The following is an 18,901-nucleotide window of genomic DNA, read 5'->3' on the forward strand; positions in this document are numbered from 1 at the left end:
TGATCTCGCGACCTACACCTAGCGCGGAATCGAGACCGTGTCGCCTTGTCCGAACGACACCTGCGGCGCGGGAGACCCCGGCACCCGGCCCGACGCGTTGGCCTGAGCGCGAGTGAAGTCCTGCTCGACGAGCTCCTGCAGAGCATCCGCTACCGCATCGAAGCCGGGAACGTCGCGCAGCACGGTCGACCCGCCGACCCCTCCCGCGCCCCCCACGAGCTCGATGTCGCCCGAGCCGAACATGCGCTGCACCAGTGTGCGCCTCGATCGAACCTCGCGCACGCGGCTGAGCGGCACCTCGCTGCGGTGCTGCACGAACACCCCGCTGCGGGCGATCACTCGCCGGTTGGTGATGATCGTTCGCCGCGTGAGCCAGCTGAGCACAGGACCCACGCCGAGAAGCAGCGCGAGCGCCGCCGCGCCGCCGGCAGCGGCCAGATTCATCCAGGCCTCCGGCAGCGCCCCCACCCAGAATCCCGCGGCGACCGCGAGCGCGGCGAGTATCAGTACCGGAAGCGTGAGCGCACGCCCGTGCCTCCGCAGCCGCAGCACCACGGACTCCGCCTGAATCGGAGGTTCAGTGGGTCGCGGTGTGGACATGCCCCTATTCTGCCGCCCCGGGCTCGCTTACGGCCGAGGCTCCCCGGTCACCCGCCTCATTCGCGGCGGCATCAAGGCGCGTGCGCGCGATCTGCCCGGCACGCTCGGACAGGCCCGCGAGTTCGGCACGCTCGGCACGCGCCGACGCGTGCCCGGCGGCGGCACCCGCAGCACCTCCGGTCACGGCCCCGTTCAGCACGCCCACCAGGTCGATGCCCACGGTGTCGCGCGCCATGTCGAGCAACCCCTTCAGATTGCCCATGGCCTCACCAGCGACCTTGGCTGTGCCGTCGGCGGAGACCACTGTCATGGTGTCGATCGCGCTGATCGCCTGCGCGTACTCGTGCGCGATCGCGGGCAGTAGGTGGATCAGCTCCTGCGCCAGCACCGCCTGCGACTGCGTCTCGAGCGCCCGAGCCCGGGCATCGATCGCCTGCGCCTCGGCGAGACCCTTCGCCTCGGTAGCCCGCGCCTCGGCAAGGCCGCGGGTCTCGATGGTGCGGGCGTCGGCCTCGGCCGTCGCAACGGTGGCCGAGGCCTGCGCCTTCGCGAGCGCCTCGACGCGGAACGCCTCAGCCTCGGCGACCGCACGCACCTCCGCGTTCAGTCGCTCCTTCTTCAGTGCGACCTCCCGCTGCGCGGTGATCTCTTGCTGCTGCACGATGGCCTGCTGCTGGATCGCCTGCTCGAGCGGCTCCGCGGCGCCTGCCTGGGCGTTCGCCTTGTCGGTTTCCACCTGAATCTCGGCCTGTCGCAGTTTCAGCTCACGGTTGCGGTCAAGCAGCACCCGCTCGGCCGCGATCTTGGCCTCCTGCGACGCCTGGTACGAATTGGTCTCTGCGATGTCGGCCTGCTGACGCACCTTGGCGGCCTCCGGCCGACCAAGGTTCGTGATGTAGTCGGCGCCGTCGCGGATCTCCTGAATCTGCAGCGTGTCGACCACGAGGCCCTGCTTCGTCAGCGCCTCCTCAGCCGCCTCGAGCACGCTCTGCGCGACGACCGCACGATCCCGAATGATCTGCAACACGGTGAGCCCGCCGATGATCGAACGCAGCGAACCCGACAGCACCTCCTGCGTCGACTCGTCGATCTCGTCTGAGTTCGACAGGAAACGCTGGGCGGCGGCGCGAATCATCTCTTGCGTACCACCGACCTTCACGACCGCGACGGCCTGCGCCTGAATCGTGATGCCGTCGGTGGTTTGCGCTTCGGTGGTGATGCTGAGCCGGCGCGAGCGCAGCGAAATGGTGAACGACTTCTGCACGAACGGCAGCACGAACACGCCGCCGCCGGTGACCACCTTCTGGCCCGAGAGGTCGCGGTTGACGCTGCCGTCGGCCCCACGAATCTCCTTGCCCTTCCCGCCGGTGACGATGATGGCCTCGTCTGGCTTGGCGATCCGGTAGCGCTTGATGATGACGAGCGCAACGAGCACGAGCGCGATGACCGCGCCGAAGATGCCGATGATGGCCGGGGTGGCGAAAAGCATGTCGTCTCCGATGGTTCGGTGGCGGTTACGGGTCGGTATTCAATAGTTCAACATGAACCGAGGTGGCGGTCAGGGTCTGCGCGACGCGCACGCGCGCGCCACGGGCGATGGGCGCGTCGGCGGTGGCGGAGAGCGATATGCGCTCGCCGTGGCGCACGAGGGCGACCTCGCCGAGCCCGCCCGCGGGGATCGCGAGCACCACGCTCGCTTCGGCCCCCACGAGTTCGTCAGCGGTCACCGAGGTCGTGGATTCTGCCCGGCGGATCGCTCGGCTCAGCCACCAGGCGATGGCTCCCCCCAGCACCCCGGCCAACGAGCCGACCACCGCACCCACCGGAGTAGAAGCACCCGCCCCGACCGTGGCAAATGCCGTGAACCCGAAGATCGCCGTGAACGCGGCGATCGTGGTGAGGCTGAGCGGGCCGTCGCCGAAGTCGAAGAAGTCGAAGACGCCGTCGAGTAAGACCGAGATGAGGAGCAGGATCGCGCCGGCGATTCCGATGATGAGGAAGATGCCGCCGGCGACGAGCGAGCCATCGATGAGCCGCTCGAACCACGAGATGATGTCGTTCACGTGCGGCCTCCTCACTGTGCGTTGAATTCAGTCTATCGAGCACCCCCGTCATCGGTCAGGGCGAGCGCGAAGCGGACCCCGGGTAGACTCCTGGGGTGACTTCTGAGACCCCCGCCTCACCGGCATCGCCCGCGTCCCCCTCGCGCTCCACGCTGATCCTGCAACTCGTGCGCTCGGCATGCCACCTCATCACCGTCGTCATCGTGGCGTTCTGGGCCTTCCTCGATTGGGCATGGCCGTGGCCTGGGCTCCTTACCGGAATCGGCTTCACACTCCTCGCGATCCTCATCTGGGCGCTATTCCTTTCGCCAAAGCCGGTGCTGCACACCGATCGCTTTGGCCAGGGGCTCATCGAGTTGCTCTTCATCGCGTCGGGAGTGGGCGCCATGCTCGCCCTCGGCGTGCACTGGGTGGTCGCAGTTGCGTTCGGTGTCGTGGCCGCGGTGGTCGGGTACCTCGCGCCGAGTCGTCTCGCTCCGGCCTAAGTTATGCGCGCATGACTCGGGCAATGTGACACGAAATGTCGCCCCCAAGCAAGGTTGACCACACTTTGCGTCACATTGAAGTGGGGCAGGCGCACTACACAGGGCGGGCTGCGCGATCCACCCTCAGAAACCGGGCAAGATTCGCGGGAATACCGCGGGCGCGCGCTTAGTTGAAGATTATATGAATCTGAATACTTCTCCCGCAGTGGATCATTCGCAGCTCATCCTCGGACTCGACACCTTCGGCGACGTCACCGTCGGCCCGGACGGGAAGCCGATCCACCACGCGCAGGTTTTGCGTGATGTGGTTGAGCAGGCGGTTCTCGCAGATCAACTGGGGGTCGACGCGCTGACACTCGGCGAGCATCACCGCGACGACTTCGCGATCAGCTCACCCGAGATCGTACTCGCGGCGATCGCCGGCCGCACCGAGCGCATGCTGCTCGGCACCGGCGTCACCGTGCTCTCGAGCGACGACCCCGTGCGGGTGTACGAGCGCTTTGCGACGCTCGACGCGGTGAGCAACGGTCGCGCCGAGGTGGTGCTGGGGCGTGGCTCGTTCACCGAGTCGTTCCCCCTGTTTGGGCTGAACCTCAACGACTACGAGGGATTGTTTAACGAGAAGCTCGAGTTGTTCGCGCAGCTGCGCGGCGAGGGTGCCGTGACCTGGTCGGGCAAGCATCGGGCGGCGCTCGTGAACCAGGAGGTGTTCCCGAAGACCGAGCAGGAGGGCGGCGTGCGCGCATGGATCGGCGTGGGCGGCAGCCCGCACTCGGTGATGCGGTCGGTGCAGGTGGGGATCCCGATGATGCTCGCGATCATCGGCGGCGAGCCCGAGCGGTTCCTGCCGTTTGTCGAGCTGTACCGCAACGCGCAGCGCGAGCTCGGGCGCGAGCAGATGCCCGTCGGCGTGCACTCGCCGGGTCACGTGGGCGCGACCGATGCCGAGGCGCGCGACGAACTGTGGACGCACTACGAGGCGTTCCGCAACCGGCTTGGGCGCGAGCGCGGGTGGCCGCCGGCGGCGCGCGCCGAGTTCGAGCACGAGGCAGACAGTGGATCGATGTACGTCGGATCCCCCGAAACCGTCGCCCAGAAGATCGCCGCGACCGTGCGCACGCTGGGTGCTGATCGTTTCGATCTGAAGTACGCGAACGGCACGATGCCCCACGCGCTGCTGATGTCGAGCATCGAGCGCTACGGGCGTGAGGTAATCCCGCGCGTGCGCGAGCTGCTCGCGTCTTAGCTGCGGGCGGGGCGCGCCCAGCGCCCCTCACTCGCCCCGCGCCCCGCACACCCCACCACAATCGGGCAGTAGGTGTCGCTTCTGAGCGATCAAGGCGACACCTACTGCCCGATTGTGCGCGAGAAAGCGAGCACGGGCGGCTCGGCAAGTGAAGGGTGATAGTGGATCGCGCTGCCTAGAGCGTGAACTCCACCCAGGGGCCCGTCGCGGCCTCGGTCGGCATGCCGTCGAGCACGCGAATGCGGCGTTCGGCCGGGGTCATCACCACGGTTGCGAGTGTTTGCCAACGGTCACCGAGGGGCATTGCGGGGTCTGCCACGCAACTCAGCGGCGGATCCCCCTCGCCGCTCTCGAGCAGTGACACCAGCGCGGTGAGATCGGCAGGGCGATCCGCCGCGATCCGCTGTTCGAGCAGGTCGAAGCGTTCTGATGAGTCTGGCTCGTAGGAGGCCTTCTGCTCGCGCAGCGGCGTCGGGTGCTGGAAGTGGTTCGTGCGGATCAGGTAGCCCTCGCGCAGCGGCGCTTCGAAGACGCCGACTGGGGTGACCTCGAGCGAGACGGCGCCGCCCGTGTCTGTGAGCGTGAGCGAGGTCGAGGCACTCACAGGGGTAGCTCGCACGAGCGCGACTGCCTCTTCGACGGTCGCGCACTCGCGTAGTACTGCGTAGGCGAGGAGGTGCACGGGCACGCCTCCCGGCCCGTCTGCAGCATGACCCAGAATGTTGAAGTTGACGGCAAGTCCGGCCTCGTTGAGTCCGATCTTCGCGAGGATGCCCTGCTCGGTGATGCCCGCGAAGCGGTAGCCCAGTCCCGATACGGTCTGCGTGTGCCAGAACTCGGCGAGATCCACGTGCCAATCCCAGGTCTGCACGCTGTGCATCGCACCGCCGAGGCGGATCGACACCGTCGAGCACTCGTGCGCAGGCGCGGTGCCCATAGCGAGGATCTCGGTGCGCGCGTTGAGCGCCATCACTCGGTCGATGGAGAGACCGGACGCATCGGCGACCGCGCGGAGTTCCTCGGCGATTTCGGGGCGCCAGGCCTCAACCGCGGCGAACGATGCGACGGCGGCCTCGCGCTCGGCCGCTTCGCTGACGCCGACCGCGCGAAAGATCGCGGCATACCCCTGGTAGGCGGCGTCGATCGTGCCGCGCATGGCGAGCCCGCGTGCGCGACCGAGCTCGCGAGGAGTGGTGCCCGCCAGCTCGAAGTGAGCGCGCGAATGGCGCGTGTTAGCGGGGGCAGCGGTACCGGGTGATGAGTCAGTCATAGTCTGGTGGCTGGCTTTCCGATCAAATCGAGGGTGGATCACCCCACGCTCTCACACTCAGCCGACTGATCAGCGGAGCTACTGCGTGCGCTGCAAGATTCAGCCCCTACGGAACGCTACGCACATGTCGACAAACCGATCGAACAAGCCCTGATCCTGCGCGTTCTCAGCCGCATCGTCCTCCGGATGCCACTGCACAGCGAGAACGGGTGCCTCCTCGTGACTCACTGCCTCGATACAACCGTCATCCGCACGCCCTACTACTGCAAGTCCTGCACCGAGTCTACCGAGTGCCTGATGGTGATAAGTGGAGACCGAAATGCGCGACCCTCCCACTGCTCGCGCCACCAACGACCCCTCGTCTAGGGTCACATCGTGGTAGCCCTTTCGATACGGTACCACGTTCACGGGGAGGTCTCCGACGAGGTCTCCTCCCAATGCAACATTGAGCACCTGCATCCCCCGGCAAATCGCGAACACCGGAATGCGCTCTCCGATGGCCCTCTGGAGCAGTTCAATCTCAAAAATGTCTTGCACGCGGTTTGGGGTCCCGTGCGCCAACGCAGGGTCTCCGCCGTACAGGCTCGGATCGATGTCGCCGCCACCGGGAACCACGAGCCCGCTGAAGCGCTCGAGGGGAAACTGCTCGGCGGCGCTGACCGACGTGATCAACACGGGGACTGCACCGGTTCGAGCAATTGCTTGGAGGACAGCGGCAGACACCGCGTGCCCCCCGAAACGCAGCCCTTCGATGCGTTCGGAGGCCATCGCGGTGACCGCAATGAGCGGCAAGGTCACGGAAGGAAGTCCAGGTACTGCTCACGTTCCCAGTCGGTGACAGCCCCGCAAAACCGAGACCACTCATCAGTTCGAAGGTCACGAATGAGTTCGGACATTTCTGTCGGGAACGCGCCCCACACCACGTCGTCCTCGGTGAACTTCTTCACCGCTTCCCCGAGATTGAGCGGTAGTTGCGTTGCCTCCACCGCATCGGGATCAATCTGCCGATCCAGACCATCCTTCATGGCGGCAAGGAGGAGCGTGTGTGAGAGGTAGGGGTTGACTGCGGCATCGGGGAGTTTGTATTCGACGCGTCCCACCGAGGGCACGCGCACTGAGCATGTGCGGTCGTCAAAACCGTAATTCACTTTCGTGGGCGCGAACTGACCCGGATCCCAGTAGCGCTTGTAGCTATTAACGGTGGATCCCATGACTGCCATGGAGTTGGAGGCGTGCGTGAGGATACCGCCCAATGCATGACGTGCTACTTCGGTGAGATGGAAATCCTTGCGGCCCGGCTCTGCAAATTGGTTTACTCCGTCGCGCCACAGGCTGAGGTTGTGGTGACAGCCAGACCCCATCGAACCCTGCATCGGCTTCGGCATGAATGATGCCTTAATTCCCAGTTCCCGGGCAACCTGGGCACAAATGGTCCGATAGGTGACGAGCCGATCCGCGGTAATTTCGGCCCGGTCAAACATCCAATTCAACTCAATCTGGCCGGCATCCTCATAGTCCCCCTCGACCATTTCGAAACCCATGGCGGTCGCGTAGCCCATCACCCGGGTGTAGATTTCACGAACCCGCTCGAGTTCGTTGTAGAGGTACGAGGGTCCGGTTCCAGCACGGGATTTCACCTCTGTTTGTGGTCCAAACCAGGTCATCTCGGGTTCACAGCCCGTCTTGAGCTCATAGCCGGTCGACTGGGTGAAAGCTGCATGCGTTCGCTTCAGGTGCCCTCGAGCATCAGCGGCGAAGGTTCGCCCTCCGATTTCTGGACGGTGATCCGGCTCATAGATCGTGCACATGAAACGAGCAATTCGCGTATCCCACGGGAGCACGGCGAACGTGTCGAGATCGGGCATCGCGACGAACTCGGTTGCCTGGGCTCCGCCCCCGAGCATGACCCCGCCAACGGTCTCCTGGAAGTCCGCAGCGGCGGATCGATGCATGAAGACCCCACGATCGAGATTGCGCTCTAGTTGAGCGGCTGGCACAACTTTTGCCATGATGCGCCCATTGAGGGTCACTGTCTGGTAGTAGATGTACTCCACACCTTGGTCTCGAATCTGTTCGCGGATCTGCTCCGGCACCACACTGTTTGCTTCGCGGTGGAGGTCTAGTTCAGTCATTTGCCTGTTCTTTCAAAATATGTACGTGTCTCACGGTGATGCGGTCGCATCGTTGCAACCAGGAGACGTGAGGGGGTGGGTTCTGGAATTACACGATCCGAATGAGCTTCTTGTTGGCGAATTCGTCCATGCCGCGGGGCCCAAGTTCCCGGCCGAAGCCTGAAAGCTTGATGCCACCAAAAGGAAGTTCTGGTTCGGAGTCGGTGTTACCGCCGATAAAGACCATTCCAGCCTCCAGACGCTCGGCGACATAGCGCGCAGTTTCGGAATCTCCACCGAAGATTGCCGCGCCAAGCCCATACGGTGAGTCGTTTGCGAGTTCAATCGCGTGATCGGGGCTCGCGACTTTGTGCACGATTCCCACCGGACCGAACAGCTCTTCGGACCACGCGCGCATTCCCGGTGCCACATCAGCGAGCAGAGTCGGCATGAGGAAGGAGCCTTCGCCAATTCCTTCTGTGCCACCGTGGATGAGCGTGGCTCCACGGGTGACGGCATCGCCGATCTGTTCCAGGAGATCGGCCCGTGCACCCTCGGTCGACACTGGGCCCATTTTTGTCTCAGGTCTCATTGGATCGCCCGGCTCGAACTCGAGGAGGCCTTGCGCGACAGCGGAAACAAATCGCTCGTACACAGACTCGTGCACGATGAAGCGTTTTGGTGAGGTGCACGCTTGCCCAGCATTCGACATGCGGCCGGAAACTGCGGCCTTCACCGTCTCGTCGAAGTCGCGATCGTCGAGCACGATGAAAGGGTCATTGCCACCCAGCTCAAGCACTACCTTCTTCAGGTGACGGCCCGCCTGTTCGGCGATGATCGAACCCGCTCGCTCGCTGCCGGTTAGTGAGACACCTTGCAACCGTTGATCTGCGATGATCGTGGCGGTCTGCTCATGCGTGGCAAAGAGATTCCGATATCCACCGCTGGGTAGGCCAGCATCGAGGAAGAGCTGCTCAATCGACTGTGCTGACTGCGGACAGTTCGCGGCATGTTTCACGAGGATCGTGTTTCCCAGCACCAAGTTCGGCCCGGCAAATCGCGCGACCTGGTAGTGCGGGTAGTTCCACGGCATGACGCCGAGAAGCACACCAACTGGCTCCGATCGGACGTAGGCGGAGCCGCTCTCCACCGGAATTGGTTCATCCGCCAGAAAGTTCTCTGCATTCTGCGCGTAGTAGTCCAGGATTCGTGCTGAAACCCGGATCTCTCCCCGGGCCTGTTGGATGGGCTTGCCCATTTCGAGGGTGATGAGATGCGCGAGTTCGTCTTCGCGTTCGCGATACAGCTGAGCGGCCTTTGCCACGACCGCGGCACGTTCGGAGAGCGGCCGCGAACGCCAGTCTCGATAGCATGACTCCGCCGTGTCAAGTGCTTCGGCTATCTCCTCGTTTGTGGCATCATGGAACGAGGCCACGACTTCTCCGGTGGCTGGATTTATCGTGTTGTACCGGTGTGTCATTTTCACTCCTTTGTGTGTGCTGGATGGCGTGGCTAATGCCCGGTCTACACGCTGACATTTTCAGATAGTGCGGCCTCGACCACGGGCGGGAACCAGGCCAGCGCCACATCGCTCGGGGCTTCCCAGGTGGATGCGTCATGCCGACCGTATTCACCCACACGAAGCGCTCCGAGACTGCGCAAGAGCCGATCAAGTGCTTCGGACCCCTGACTGTAGGTTTCTTCGTAAAAGGTGTCGCCCAGCCCAAACATGGCATATCTCAACCCGGTGAGGTCGGGCGAGACCTCTACGAGCTTCTCTGCAAATGGAACTGCCGAATTGGGGAGGTCACCTTCGCCGTAGGTCGAGCACACGATGACGTAGAAGGCCCCTAGGTCGAGCTCGGATACGGGGTAATCGCGGAGGTCCGAGAGTTCTGATTCATGTTCAGCGTTGAGCGCCAGACGAAGGTCCTCAGCCACCATCTCGCTGTTCCCTGACTCGGTGCCATACAAAAAAACAAACTTCATCGCCATTCCTTCAATCGTTGGTGAGGGCGAGCGCACGCATCGCCCCATGGTCGGGAAACTTTCGTCGGACTCGTTGCGGTCGCGCGGCAGAGATTTCTGCATGATCGAGCCGCACCCACGCCTGGAAGTCGGTGGCCCGGTCCGTGACTGATTTGGGGAGCATTTCGAGCCCGCGCTGACTCGGCTCCGGCCGCACTTTGCCGGTCGAGAGATCGGCAATGATGGTGGCCGCGACCTCTTGCGCACAGCGCCGATTTTCGGGGATTCCGCCATCCGACCCACGCCGCAGCCAACCGGTGCAGTACAGGCCATCTCGGACCTTGCCCGAGGCAGCACCCGCACCCAGCACGTGCTGCGATTCCGCGTCGAGAAATCCAGAGTGATCGATTCCGTGCTGGAAGCCGATGGCAGTGACCACGGAATCAACCGTGAGCGTGCGGATCTCACCACCAGATGCCTGAATCCCAACCTGCGTACCCGCGAGATTGCGTCCGTAGGAGATCGGGGCCCACCCGAAAAGGAACTCAACCTGCAGGCGAATTGGCTCGGGAACCTCCCGATCACACAGCAGGTCCATTGCTTCGCGTCGGGATTTCGCGCGCGCGGAACTGTCGCTGACCCGGCCGAGTTCGCCGGCGAAAGAAAAACGAACGCCCGGGATCTGCCCCAGTTCAGTGAGCATCACGGGATCGAATTTAGCTGCATCCAGGCCCGAACGACTCACCACTGTTATGGTGTGCGCTGGTCGATCGAAGTACGACCCAAGCGCCTCATCGCAGATATCACTACCGACCAAATCGGCCGGTCGCTTGGCAAGGATCCTCAGGATGTCCATCGACACGTTTCCGGCCCCGACCACAACAACACGTTCCCCGAGATGCTCGCTCTTCGGTGCGGATCCGGGGTAACCGTTCCACTGGCGGATGAGATCTCCTGCGCCAATCGCCGGAAGCGGCTGCGACCCAGGAAGCATAAGCGTCCGGTCTTGGGTGAGTCCAGTCGCCAACACTACGAGGGTGAACGCTTCCTGGAGCTCGGCGAGGCTCACGTCAACCCCCAGTTCCACGTTCCCGACAAGCCCGACTCCCTGATAGGTGAAGAGTCGTTCGAACTGGCGGACGATGCTCTTGGTGTGCTGATGATCGGGGGCCACGCCGTAACGAATGAGACCGAATGGCGACACCAGCTTCTCAAAAATCTGAATCTCCGCATCCGGAGACGCTCGACGTAACGCCTGCGCCATATAACAGCCGCTCGGACCACTGCCAACGATGGCCACGCGAAGCGGTGATGTGAGCGACACGGTACTCCTTTGCACGGGATCGATTCATTGAACATTATCTTAGAAACTTTAGTTTGTATAGGTTTATATTTCAAAAAACATCTTTTCTCGCATTACACGGCACTAAATCGCGGTCCGTCCACCGTCGACCATCAGGCAGTGGCCGGCGATCATCTCGGCCCCTTTTGCGGATGCCAGAAGCAGCATCGCGGCATCAAGCTCGTGAACCTGGCCGGGCCTGCCGACTGGGATTACCGCTTTCGCCCATTCGAGGTAGTCGGGGTCGCTAAGCACCGCACTCGTGAGTGGTGTCTCAAAATCCGTGGGTCCCAGTGCATTGACCCGAACCCCACTACTCGACCATTCAGCGGCGAGCGCGCGCGTCAGTTGCAGTACCCCGCCCTTTGACGCGCAATAGGCGGCTTCCTCACTCACTCCGACCTGCGCGTCCGTGGACGCGAGGTTAATAATCCTCCCGTATCCATTCGCGCACATCGCACGCCCAAAGGCCTGACACGCGAGGAATGTCCCGGTCAGGTTCACCGAGACCATTTCCTCCCACTCGGCCAGCGAGAGGTCGAAGGTAGGCTTCATGTGGAAGATGCCAGCAGAATTGATGAGAATCTCCGCTTGCCCTAGGCGCTCTTCCACCCGTTCCACGAGGGAGTGCACCGAGGATTCTGAGGTGATATCGACCTGCTCGGCTACAGCATGCCCTCCCTCCGCAAGGATCTGTCCCACAACTTCGTCAGCGCGCCTCGCGTCTCTGCCAGCAACGCACACCCGCGCGCCAGCGCGAGCGAGCGTCAATGCTCCGCGAGCCCCAATACCGCTCGTTCCGCCGATGACCACCGCAGTTCGACCCGTGAGATCGAACAGATCTCGGATAATGTCGAATCCAACGGCTGTCGATTGTCTTGATGACATATGTGTCGACTTTCAGTTCGTTTCATATGGACTACTAGCGCCCGTCGCGCGAGAAGTCCCCCTGAGCTTCGAGCAGTGGCATGTGTTTTACCGCCGGATCTGTGCCACTTGCCAGTGTGTGCCGACGGCGCTCGAGGCACCCACTTCATCCGCGTTGAGGGCGATACGATCCCCGGGGCCATAGTCGGCCGATGTCGACGCAACGACCCGGCGATCATCGCCGAACAACACCAATTCCCCAACGAAAGCCCGCAAGATAGGCATGAGGGTTCGCTCCATTGTCGGGACAATCACGTCTGCACCGTACACTCCGATAAATCGATCTCCTGCCACCACTGGCACTGCGAGGGTGAACACGAACTTGTCAGCTCCAGTGAAATCCAAATATGGCCCGACGATGACTTCGGCACCTCGCGAGGCGCCCGCAAAATACGGCATAGTCGTGTAGTCGTATTCGCGGTTCACCGAGAGCCGTCTAGGCACTCCGTCCTCGCTGCGGAGCCACCACTCCTCATAGAGTTTTGCATCCGCAAGCGCTGAGGGATCCGCAACGAACCCCGTGCCATAAAAGGCCGGGATATTCTCAAGGCGACGGAAGATCTCTGGCTGGAGCGCATTGAGCTCATCCGCCATAACACGCCCGTCTATCTGAACTCGATCGAACAACAGTGAGGCGGTCCGGGCACCCTCGCGAAGCGGCGTGAATGCTTGCTCCTGCACATTCACCAGAGATTCAACGATGCTCCGCAATTCTTGTCCTTTCCCCATCAGCTCACCTCCTTTGGTGCAAACATGTTCGTTGCAGAAGTGGATTCAACTTCCGCCGAAGCTCTCCCAGCGATCAGGCGAGTATTGAACTGTACATGTTCCTCCGCCAGTTTCCGCGCGAGCGCTTCGTCTTCATTCGCCACCGCGTCCACGAGCGCAAGATGAGCAGCACGCACCGAGGACACCTCGAGTTGTTCTTCCCCGCAAAACCAGACGAGCTCGGTCGATTCCGCCTGCAGCCTCACCTCGATTTGGAGCAGCCGTTCAGACTGTGCGGCAACCGCGAGCGCGACATGAAACCGACTGTCCGCGCGTTGACGCTGAGCGCGGCTCACCGATCCATCGAGTTCAGCCGCAAGGTTTCTGAGACGCTCTACCTCGCTGGGCGTGGCTCGCCGCGCGGCGAGCCACGCGATCCGCCCACTGATCGCTATGTGTTCTTCCCCGAAGTCCCTCCACTCCGCGGAAGAGCGCTCACGAAGCCGCTGCAGGAGATCTGCCGGCGATTGGTCGTCGACGAACCGCACGAAACTTCCACCGTTGCGGCCGCGTCGAGTCTCGATGATTCCGCGTTGCCGCAATCGACCGAGTGCCTCCCGCAAGGTGACCGTCGAGACGTTGAGCTGCCCTGCAAGATCCGTCTCATTAGGGAGTTGCTCACCGTCAACCATGAGCCCCAGGCGAACCGCCGCAGACAGCCGTTCAACGACCGTGTCTGATCGGACGCCTGCGGCCAATGGCATCAGCAGAGCAGCTTTACGCAGGTCTCTTGGTTGTTCCATAATATGTAGCATTCCATAGGTATCACGCGTACCGACAAGATGACCTAAAACAGACGGGTACGGAGCTACATCGCGACTACCCGGTGAGACCAACCAGTGCGTCACGTTCAGTGATCGCACGAGTGAAGACTTCAAGCCCTTCACGAAGGAGATCCTCGGGGATTACCAGGGGTGGCAGGAGGCGAATGACGTTTCCGTAGGTGCCCGCAACAAGCACCACCACTCCGGCGGAATGACAGGCCTGCGCTACCGCTGCGGCGTGCTCCGGTGCGGGTACCTGCGTGACAGGATCCACGAATTCGATCGCTTGCATCGCTCCGATTCCGCGAACATCACCAACAATCCCGAGCGTCTCCTGCAGATGTTCGAGTTGAGGGCGGATCACGGATCCAATCCAGGCCGCACGGTCGAGCAGCCCCTCGCTCCGGATCGTCTCAAACACGCCGAGCGCGGCCTCGCAGGCGAGGGGGTTGCCGGCGTAGGTTCCGCCGATCCCGCCCTTTTGCGGCGCGTCCATGATTTCCGCGCGCCCGGTGACGGCAGAGAGCGGAAGCCCACCCGCTAAGCCTTTGGCAGTGACGACCAGGTCGGGCTCGATCCCGAAATGCTCGCTGGCAAACATCTTTCCTGTTCGGGCAAAGCCTGCCTGGATCTCGTCAACGACAAACACCACTCCGTGCTCATTGCACCATTGCTGCAGTCGAGGAAGGAACCCCTCTGCAGGCACGATAAAGCCTCCCTCACCCTGAATCGGTTCAATGACAAGTGCGGCGACGTTCGGTCCACCGATCTGCTTGTCGAGGTATGCAATGGTTCGCTCTGCGGCTGCCACCCCATCCGTCTGACCGTCACGATAAGGATAGGACAGCGGCGCGCGGTAGACCTCCGGCGCAAACGGCCCAAACCCGGATTTGTAGGGATCATATTTTGCAGTGAGTGCCATCGTCAGATTCGTGCGGCCGTGGAATGCGTGCTCGAAGGCCACCACCGCATTACGTCCTGTAAACGAACGCGCAAACTTTACGGCGTTCTCAACCGCCTCAGCGCCCGAGTTGAAGAGTGCAGTGCGCTTGACGAAGTCGCCCGGGGTCGCCTGATTGAGTTCTTCGCACACGGCGACATAGCTCTCGTATGGTGCGAGCAGGAAGCATGTGTGAGTGAGCTTCGCAGCCTGCTCCTGCACGCGTCTCACAACGGCCGGAGCAGCATTCCCGACATTTGTGACGGCGATTCCCGAGCCAAAATCGATCAAGTGGTTCCCGTCAACGTCAACGAGAATTCCTTGCCCTCCTGATTCAATAAAGACCGGGAGAGTCGGGGTAACCGCGTGGGCCACCGCCTCAAGGCGACGCCGATCGAGTTCCGCAGAGCGGCTACCCGGCATCTCGGTGACGAGCCTTCGCTGCTGCTCCGGCGTTGTGTGATTGAGCAAGTGAGATTCTCCTTTACAGGTGGGTTTTCGGAGCGACTACCTCGCTCCGTTTACTCTCCGATGACCGGGATAGCGTCGGTGTACGGTGCGGTGCTGCGCTCAGCTCGACCAGAGATCAGCATGTAGACGGTGCCACCAAGGACAACGATCGCGACTAACAGGAGCACGATGTAGTTATCCCACCACGGCGCATCGGGTGTGCGCGGCCACACGATATTCACAATCGCTGCGACACCCCAGACGAGTGCGGCAATATTTACGAGTGTTCCCCAACGCCCCATCGTGAATTCGCCCTTGGGCTTCCAGCCCTTGACACGCGCCCGAAGAGCGGCAAGAACCACCATTTGGAAACCGATGTAGATTCCAGCAGTCGCGAAGGAAACGATCTTGAATAGGCCGTCTTCAGAGAACAGAGCAATGAAGGTAATCAGCGCAGGCACGATACCCGCCACGAGGATCGCAGCCACTGGCACGCCGTGACGCTCAGAGAACTTCGACAGGATTTTGCTTCCAAAGATCATGTTGTCGCGAGCGTAAGAGTAGAGTAGCCGACTGGTTGCAGCCTGGAGGCTCAGTCCTCCGGAAATGAAGGAGATAACCACAATGCCGAGCACGATGGGTGCGAACGGTCCGAATGCGTCAGCGAGAATCGTGTTGATCGGGTCTGCGTTTTCACCACTGATCACCGCACCGAAGTCACTCACCGAGAGGATTAGCGCTAGCGTAATGAATATCGCTGCGCTTCCGCCTACATAGATCGTCATGCGCATCGTCTTCGGAATGACACGACTCGGGTTCTTGATCTCTTCCGCCACATCACCACACGCCTCAAAGCCGTAGTACTGGTAGACACCAATCAAACCAGCGGCGAGAAATGCCGCCACGTATGAACCAGGCTCGCCAGCTCCCTGCGTGTCGAAAATCACTCCGATGTCGTGGTAGCGGTTTGTGGTGAGCAGCCACACACCGACCGCGAGCGCACCAATCAGTTCTGCCGCAAATCCGAACTTCAGGAAGGCGGAGAGGACCTTAGTTCCAAAGAAGTTGATTACGGTCACAATCGTCAGGAGTACGAGTCCAAGCGCAACATTCAGTCGCGAAGAGGGCTCAAGTCCAAAGAGTGCAGCAATGTACGGTCCAGCTCCGTACGAGAGCGCTGCGATAGTTGCCCACAGCGCAAAGAGGTAGATCCAGCCGGTCACCCAGGCCCACTTGCGACCCCACAGACGCCGCGCCCACGGGTAGACACCACCGGCAACCGGAAACTGCGAAACAACTTCGCCGAATACGAGAGCCACCAGCAACTGACCGAGGCCTGCAATAACCAGCGCCCAGATCATGGGCGGACCACCTGTGGCGAGTGCGATGCCGAAAGTGACGTAAATACCGACGACCGGCGAAAGGTAGGTAAAGCCGAGAGCGAAGTTAGCCCAAGGACTCATCTCTCGCTTAAATTGCTGCTTAAACCCAAGCGAAGCGAGCTGATCGTCGTCGCTTGTACCGATTGCGACTCTGTCATGTGTTGCCATGTTTCGTCCTCCATTGGACTCTCAACCGAGAATTTCTATTGACTTTCGGAAGGTGGAGTCGATCAACTTCGATCGACTCCATAAATTATCCTTATTCATTAAAGTTATGAAGTCAAGGTTTTTATCGGGACTGCGATTCGTGAGTTCCTCCCGCACGGCCCGCGCTGATGGAAGCCCAGCGGGGTGGGTCTGAGGCAAGTTCCCACTGTTCCGCGCGTGAGAAACTTACAGGCGGGTTCTAAGGTCGCTCGCGTGCGGCCAAGGTCTCCGCCTGTTTCGAGGCCTCGTAATCCGCCGCATCTTCGACATCCATGGCGGCCGTCGCCGAAATACTCTCCTTGATCAATCGAGCGAGGCCCGGTTGCGCTGCAGCTCGTCCAGCAAGACGAAGCGCCTCGTGCTCCACCGATTCGGCGGGCACCGCACGACTGGCTAGTCCCCTCTGGGCGAATTCTGAGCCCGACATCGGGTTGTCAAGTACTGCCAGATACGTGGCAATTTCGATGCCACCTAGGTCTCTGAGCATACGTAGGTGCGCCCCTCCCGGGTGAATCTGGTTCGCGATGAACATCGAACGGAAATAGGCATCGTCGGCTACGACACGCACGTCCGCGGCCAGGGCGATGTTGAACCCGGCCCCAACTGCCGGCCCGCACACCGCCGCGATGATCGGCACGTGCAAGGCACGCATGTCAGAGAAGACTCCGTAAACATCACGCATGTCCGTCAGCGCTCCGGGTTCTTCCCTACCAGCAGCCTCCAGCAGCGACCGATGTGCTCCGGCGCAGAAAGATGCTCCCCCCGTAATCACCAACGCTGCGATGTCCAAGTCAGCTTCCAACTCAGCGAATGCAGCGCGAATCTCACGCGCACTGTCACCGGTCAGGGCATTCTTTCGGTCCGGCGCATCAAGCCGCAGAATGGCGAGCCCCGGAAAGTTCTCGGGATGCTCAATTCGTACTTCGCGTGTCATCAAAGTGACCTCAAAACTTCCAGCGCACATGCGCCGAGCGGGTCTTGGTGAAGAATTGGTGCGCTGCACCCAACTCGCTCGGCCCAATCGCCGAGGCTTTCGATCCACCAAACGGAAGATGCGGCTCGGCACCTACCGTCGGGCGGTTGACGTGCACCATTCCGGTGTCAGTTTCGAAAATGAACCGGTTGGCGGCTTCGAGGTTGGAGGTGTAGATCGACGCGGAGAGCCCGTACTCAACCTCGTTATTCAGTCGGATCGCCTCATCGATGTCTTTGATGGAATGGAGTGACACGATAGGCCCGAAGATTTCCTCGCTAAACGCTGCTCCTGTGGCCGGGCCGGTGAGGAGCGTGGGCTGCAAGAACCAGCCATTCGCCAGGTCGCTGTCCTCGGCCCGGCTTCCCCCTGCCACCACGGTGGCTCCGTCAGCGACCGCGCGTTCGAGGCCCTGCATGACATCTTCGAGCGCAGATTCTGAAGCGAGCGGGCCGGCATTGATCCCTGCCGTGAGACCGTGCCCCACGCGCAACTGCCCGACCGCCTCGGTGAGTCGTCGCTGAACCTCCTCAAACACTGCCTCATGCACGAGGATCCGACTGCTAGAGGTGCAGCGCTGGCCGGATGTTCCGAACCCTCCGACCATCACTGCCTCTAACGCCTTGTCGAGGTTGGCGTCATCCATGATCACGAGCGCATTTTTTCCGCCCATCTCGGCTTGTACTCGTTTTCCGAGCCCAACCGCCGTGGCTGAGATCTTTCGCCCCACCTCAGTCGACCCGGTGAACGTGACCCCCGCGATCTCAGGCGCAGTAAGCAGTACGTCACCAATTTCTGAACTTTTTCCGATCAGCAGTGAGAGCGCGGAAGCAGGCACTCCAGCATCGAGATAGCACTGCACGAGGAGCGTGGCGGTGACCGGCGACACTTCGGCGGGTTTCAGAATGACTGAGTTTCCGTGCGCCAACGCTGGCGCAATCTTCCAGTTCGGGATCATGATCGGAAAGTTCCAAGGCGTGATCACTGATACCACACCGATAGGTGAGCGCAGAGTGAACGCCTGCGCATCCGGTTCGTTGAGATTAGCGGTGTATCCCTGGGCCTCACGCCCCACAGTCGAAAAGTACCGCGCGTGCTCAACCGCGCGTGCGGCTTCTCCACGAGATTCCGCGATGGGCTTCCCCATTTCAAGTGTTGCTGCGACGGCGAGCTGCTCTGCACGTTCGGCGATGATCTCACTCGCTCGACGAATCACCTCGCCACGCTGAATCGCAGGAACTGCCCGCCACTCGAGTGATCCGCGCACGGCAACCTGCACCGCCTCAATCGCCTGTGCACGCGTAGCGCGAGGCGCGGAGGCCACAATGTTTCTCGTGTCTGCTGGGTCACGCACCTCTGCGTTGTGGGAGTTCTCGATCCACCCACCGATATGAAGCCGAGCGGG

18 protein-coding genes are annotated in these 18,901 nt (G+C 61.8%); 2 read left to right on the forward strand and 16 right to left on the reverse strand.

What is annotated here, in order from left to right:
- Window positions 1-18: 18 nt before the first annotated feature.
- The 3 genes from ACTNFK_RS10370 to ACTNFK_RS10380 are packed head-to-tail and all read right to left on the reverse strand — an operon-like array spanning window position 19 to window position 2,663.
- Window positions 19-600 carry a PH domain-containing protein gene (locus ACTNFK_RS10370; RefSeq protein ID WP_435936745.1) on the reverse strand — a complete coding sequence of 194 codons (582 nt, stop codon included), beginning with the start codon at window positions 598-600 and terminating at the stop codon, window positions 19-21.
- A 4-nt stretch (window positions 601-604) separates the two neighbouring features.
- The gene (locus tag ACTNFK_RS10375) at window positions 605-2,089 is read right to left on the reverse strand and encodes a flotillin family protein (protein ID WP_435936746.1); all 1,485 of its coding nucleotides are present in this window, start codon (window positions 2,087-2,089) and stop codon (window positions 605-607) included.
- Between the two features lie 25 nt (window positions 2,090-2,114).
- Window positions 2,115-2,663: an NfeD C-terminal domain-containing protein gene (locus ACTNFK_RS10380; protein WP_435936747.1), complete on the reverse strand. Its 549-nt coding sequence runs from the start codon at window positions 2,661-2,663 to the stop codon at window positions 2,115-2,117.
- Window positions 2,664-2,758: 95 nt separating this feature from the next.
- Here ACTNFK_RS10380 and ACTNFK_RS10385 point away from each other — a divergent pair, with 95 nt between their 5' ends.
- Together ACTNFK_RS10385 and ACTNFK_RS10390 are read left to right on the forward strand one after the other, a co-directional pair.
- Window positions 2,759-3,148, forward strand: a complete 390-nt coding sequence (locus ACTNFK_RS10385) for a DUF2568 domain-containing protein (RefSeq protein ID WP_435936748.1) — start codon at window positions 2,759-2,761, stop codon at window positions 3,146-3,148.
- A gap of 181 nt (window positions 3,149-3,329) precedes the next feature.
- Window positions 3,330-4,394, forward strand: coding sequence for an LLM class flavin-dependent oxidoreductase (locus ACTNFK_RS10390; protein WP_435936749.1), 1,065 nt, complete (start codon window positions 3,330-3,332; stop codon window positions 4,392-4,394).
- 175 nt (window positions 4,395-4,569) lie between these two features.
- Here the strand turns inward: ACTNFK_RS10390 and ACTNFK_RS10395 are convergent, their stop codons facing one another.
- From ACTNFK_RS10395 to ACTNFK_RS10455, 13 genes are all read right to left on the reverse strand, one after another.
- Entirely contained in the window at window positions 4,570-5,664 is a 1,095-nt protein-coding gene (locus tag ACTNFK_RS10395; protein ID WP_435936750.1) for a C45 family autoproteolytic acyltransferase/hydrolase, read from the reverse strand.
- A 99-nt stretch (window positions 5,665-5,763) separates the two neighbouring features.
- On the reverse strand, window positions 5,764-6,462 hold the full coding sequence (locus tag ACTNFK_RS10400) for a gamma-glutamyl-gamma-aminobutyrate hydrolase family protein (protein ID WP_435936751.1): 699 nt from the start codon (window positions 6,460-6,462) through the stop codon (window positions 5,764-5,766).
- The gene (locus tag ACTNFK_RS10405; protein WP_435936752.1) at window positions 6,459-7,796 is read right to left on the reverse strand and encodes a glutamine synthetase family protein; all 1,338 of its coding nucleotides are present in this window, start codon (window positions 7,794-7,796) and stop codon (window positions 6,459-6,461) included. The genes ACTNFK_RS10400 and ACTNFK_RS10405 overlap by 4 nt, the downstream gene beginning before the upstream one ends.
- An 88-nt stretch (window positions 7,797-7,884) precedes the next feature.
- The gene (locus tag ACTNFK_RS10410; protein ID WP_435936753.1) at window positions 7,885-9,255 is read right to left on the reverse strand and encodes an NAD-dependent succinate-semialdehyde dehydrogenase; all 1,371 of its coding nucleotides are present in this window, start codon (window positions 9,253-9,255) and stop codon (window positions 7,885-7,887) included.
- A gap of 44 nt (window positions 9,256-9,299) precedes the next feature.
- The gene (locus ACTNFK_RS10415) at window positions 9,300-9,764 is read right to left on the reverse strand and encodes a flavodoxin domain-containing protein (RefSeq protein ID WP_435936754.1); all 465 of its coding nucleotides are present in this window, start codon (window positions 9,762-9,764) and stop codon (window positions 9,300-9,302) included.
- Between the two features lie 10 nt (window positions 9,765-9,774).
- Window positions 9,775-11,067 carry an FAD-dependent oxidoreductase gene (locus ACTNFK_RS10420; RefSeq protein WP_435936755.1) on the reverse strand — a complete coding sequence of 431 codons (1,293 nt, stop codon included), beginning with the start codon at window positions 11,065-11,067 and terminating at the stop codon, window positions 9,775-9,777.
- A gap of 102 nt (window positions 11,068-11,169) precedes the next feature.
- Complete coding sequence (locus tag ACTNFK_RS10425; RefSeq protein WP_435936756.1) at window positions 11,170-11,973, reverse strand: SDR family NAD(P)-dependent oxidoreductase; 804 nt, start codon at window positions 11,971-11,973, stop codon at window positions 11,170-11,172.
- An 87-nt stretch (window positions 11,974-12,060) separates the two neighbouring features.
- Window positions 12,061-12,741 carry a cache domain-containing protein gene (locus ACTNFK_RS10430; protein ID WP_435936757.1) on the reverse strand — a complete coding sequence of 227 codons (681 nt, stop codon included), beginning with the start codon at window positions 12,739-12,741 and terminating at the stop codon, window positions 12,061-12,063.
- On the reverse strand, window positions 12,741-13,523 hold the full coding sequence (locus ACTNFK_RS10435; protein ID WP_445117160.1) for a FadR/GntR family transcriptional regulator: 783 nt from the start codon (window positions 13,521-13,523) through the stop codon (window positions 12,741-12,743). The genes ACTNFK_RS10430 and ACTNFK_RS10435 overlap by 1 nt, the downstream gene beginning before the upstream one ends.
- A gap of 76 nt (window positions 13,524-13,599) precedes the next feature.
- Window positions 13,600-14,907: a 4-aminobutyrate--2-oxoglutarate transaminase gene (gene gabT / locus ACTNFK_RS10440; protein ID WP_445117219.1), complete on the reverse strand. Its 1,308-nt coding sequence runs from the start codon at window positions 14,905-14,907 to the stop codon at window positions 13,600-13,602.
- Window positions 14,908-15,005: 98 nt separating this feature from the next.
- Window positions 15,006-16,484 (reverse strand): APC family permease, encoded by a 1,479-nt coding sequence (locus ACTNFK_RS10445; protein WP_435936760.1) that lies wholly within the window; start codon window positions 16,482-16,484, stop codon window positions 15,006-15,008.
- Between the two features lie 238 nt (window positions 16,485-16,722).
- Window positions 16,723-17,457: an enoyl-CoA hydratase/isomerase family protein gene (locus tag ACTNFK_RS10450; RefSeq protein ID WP_435936761.1), complete on the reverse strand. Its 735-nt coding sequence runs from the start codon at window positions 17,455-17,457 to the stop codon at window positions 16,723-16,725.
- A gap of 10 nt (window positions 17,458-17,467) precedes the next feature.
- Entirely contained in the window at window positions 17,468-18,850 is a 1,383-nt protein-coding gene (locus tag ACTNFK_RS10455) for an aldehyde dehydrogenase family protein (protein ID WP_445117161.1), read from the reverse strand.
- Between the last annotated feature and the right edge of the window lie 51 nt (window positions 18,851-18,901).

The organism is Leucobacter fengyongliangi, from assembly GCF_052386045.1.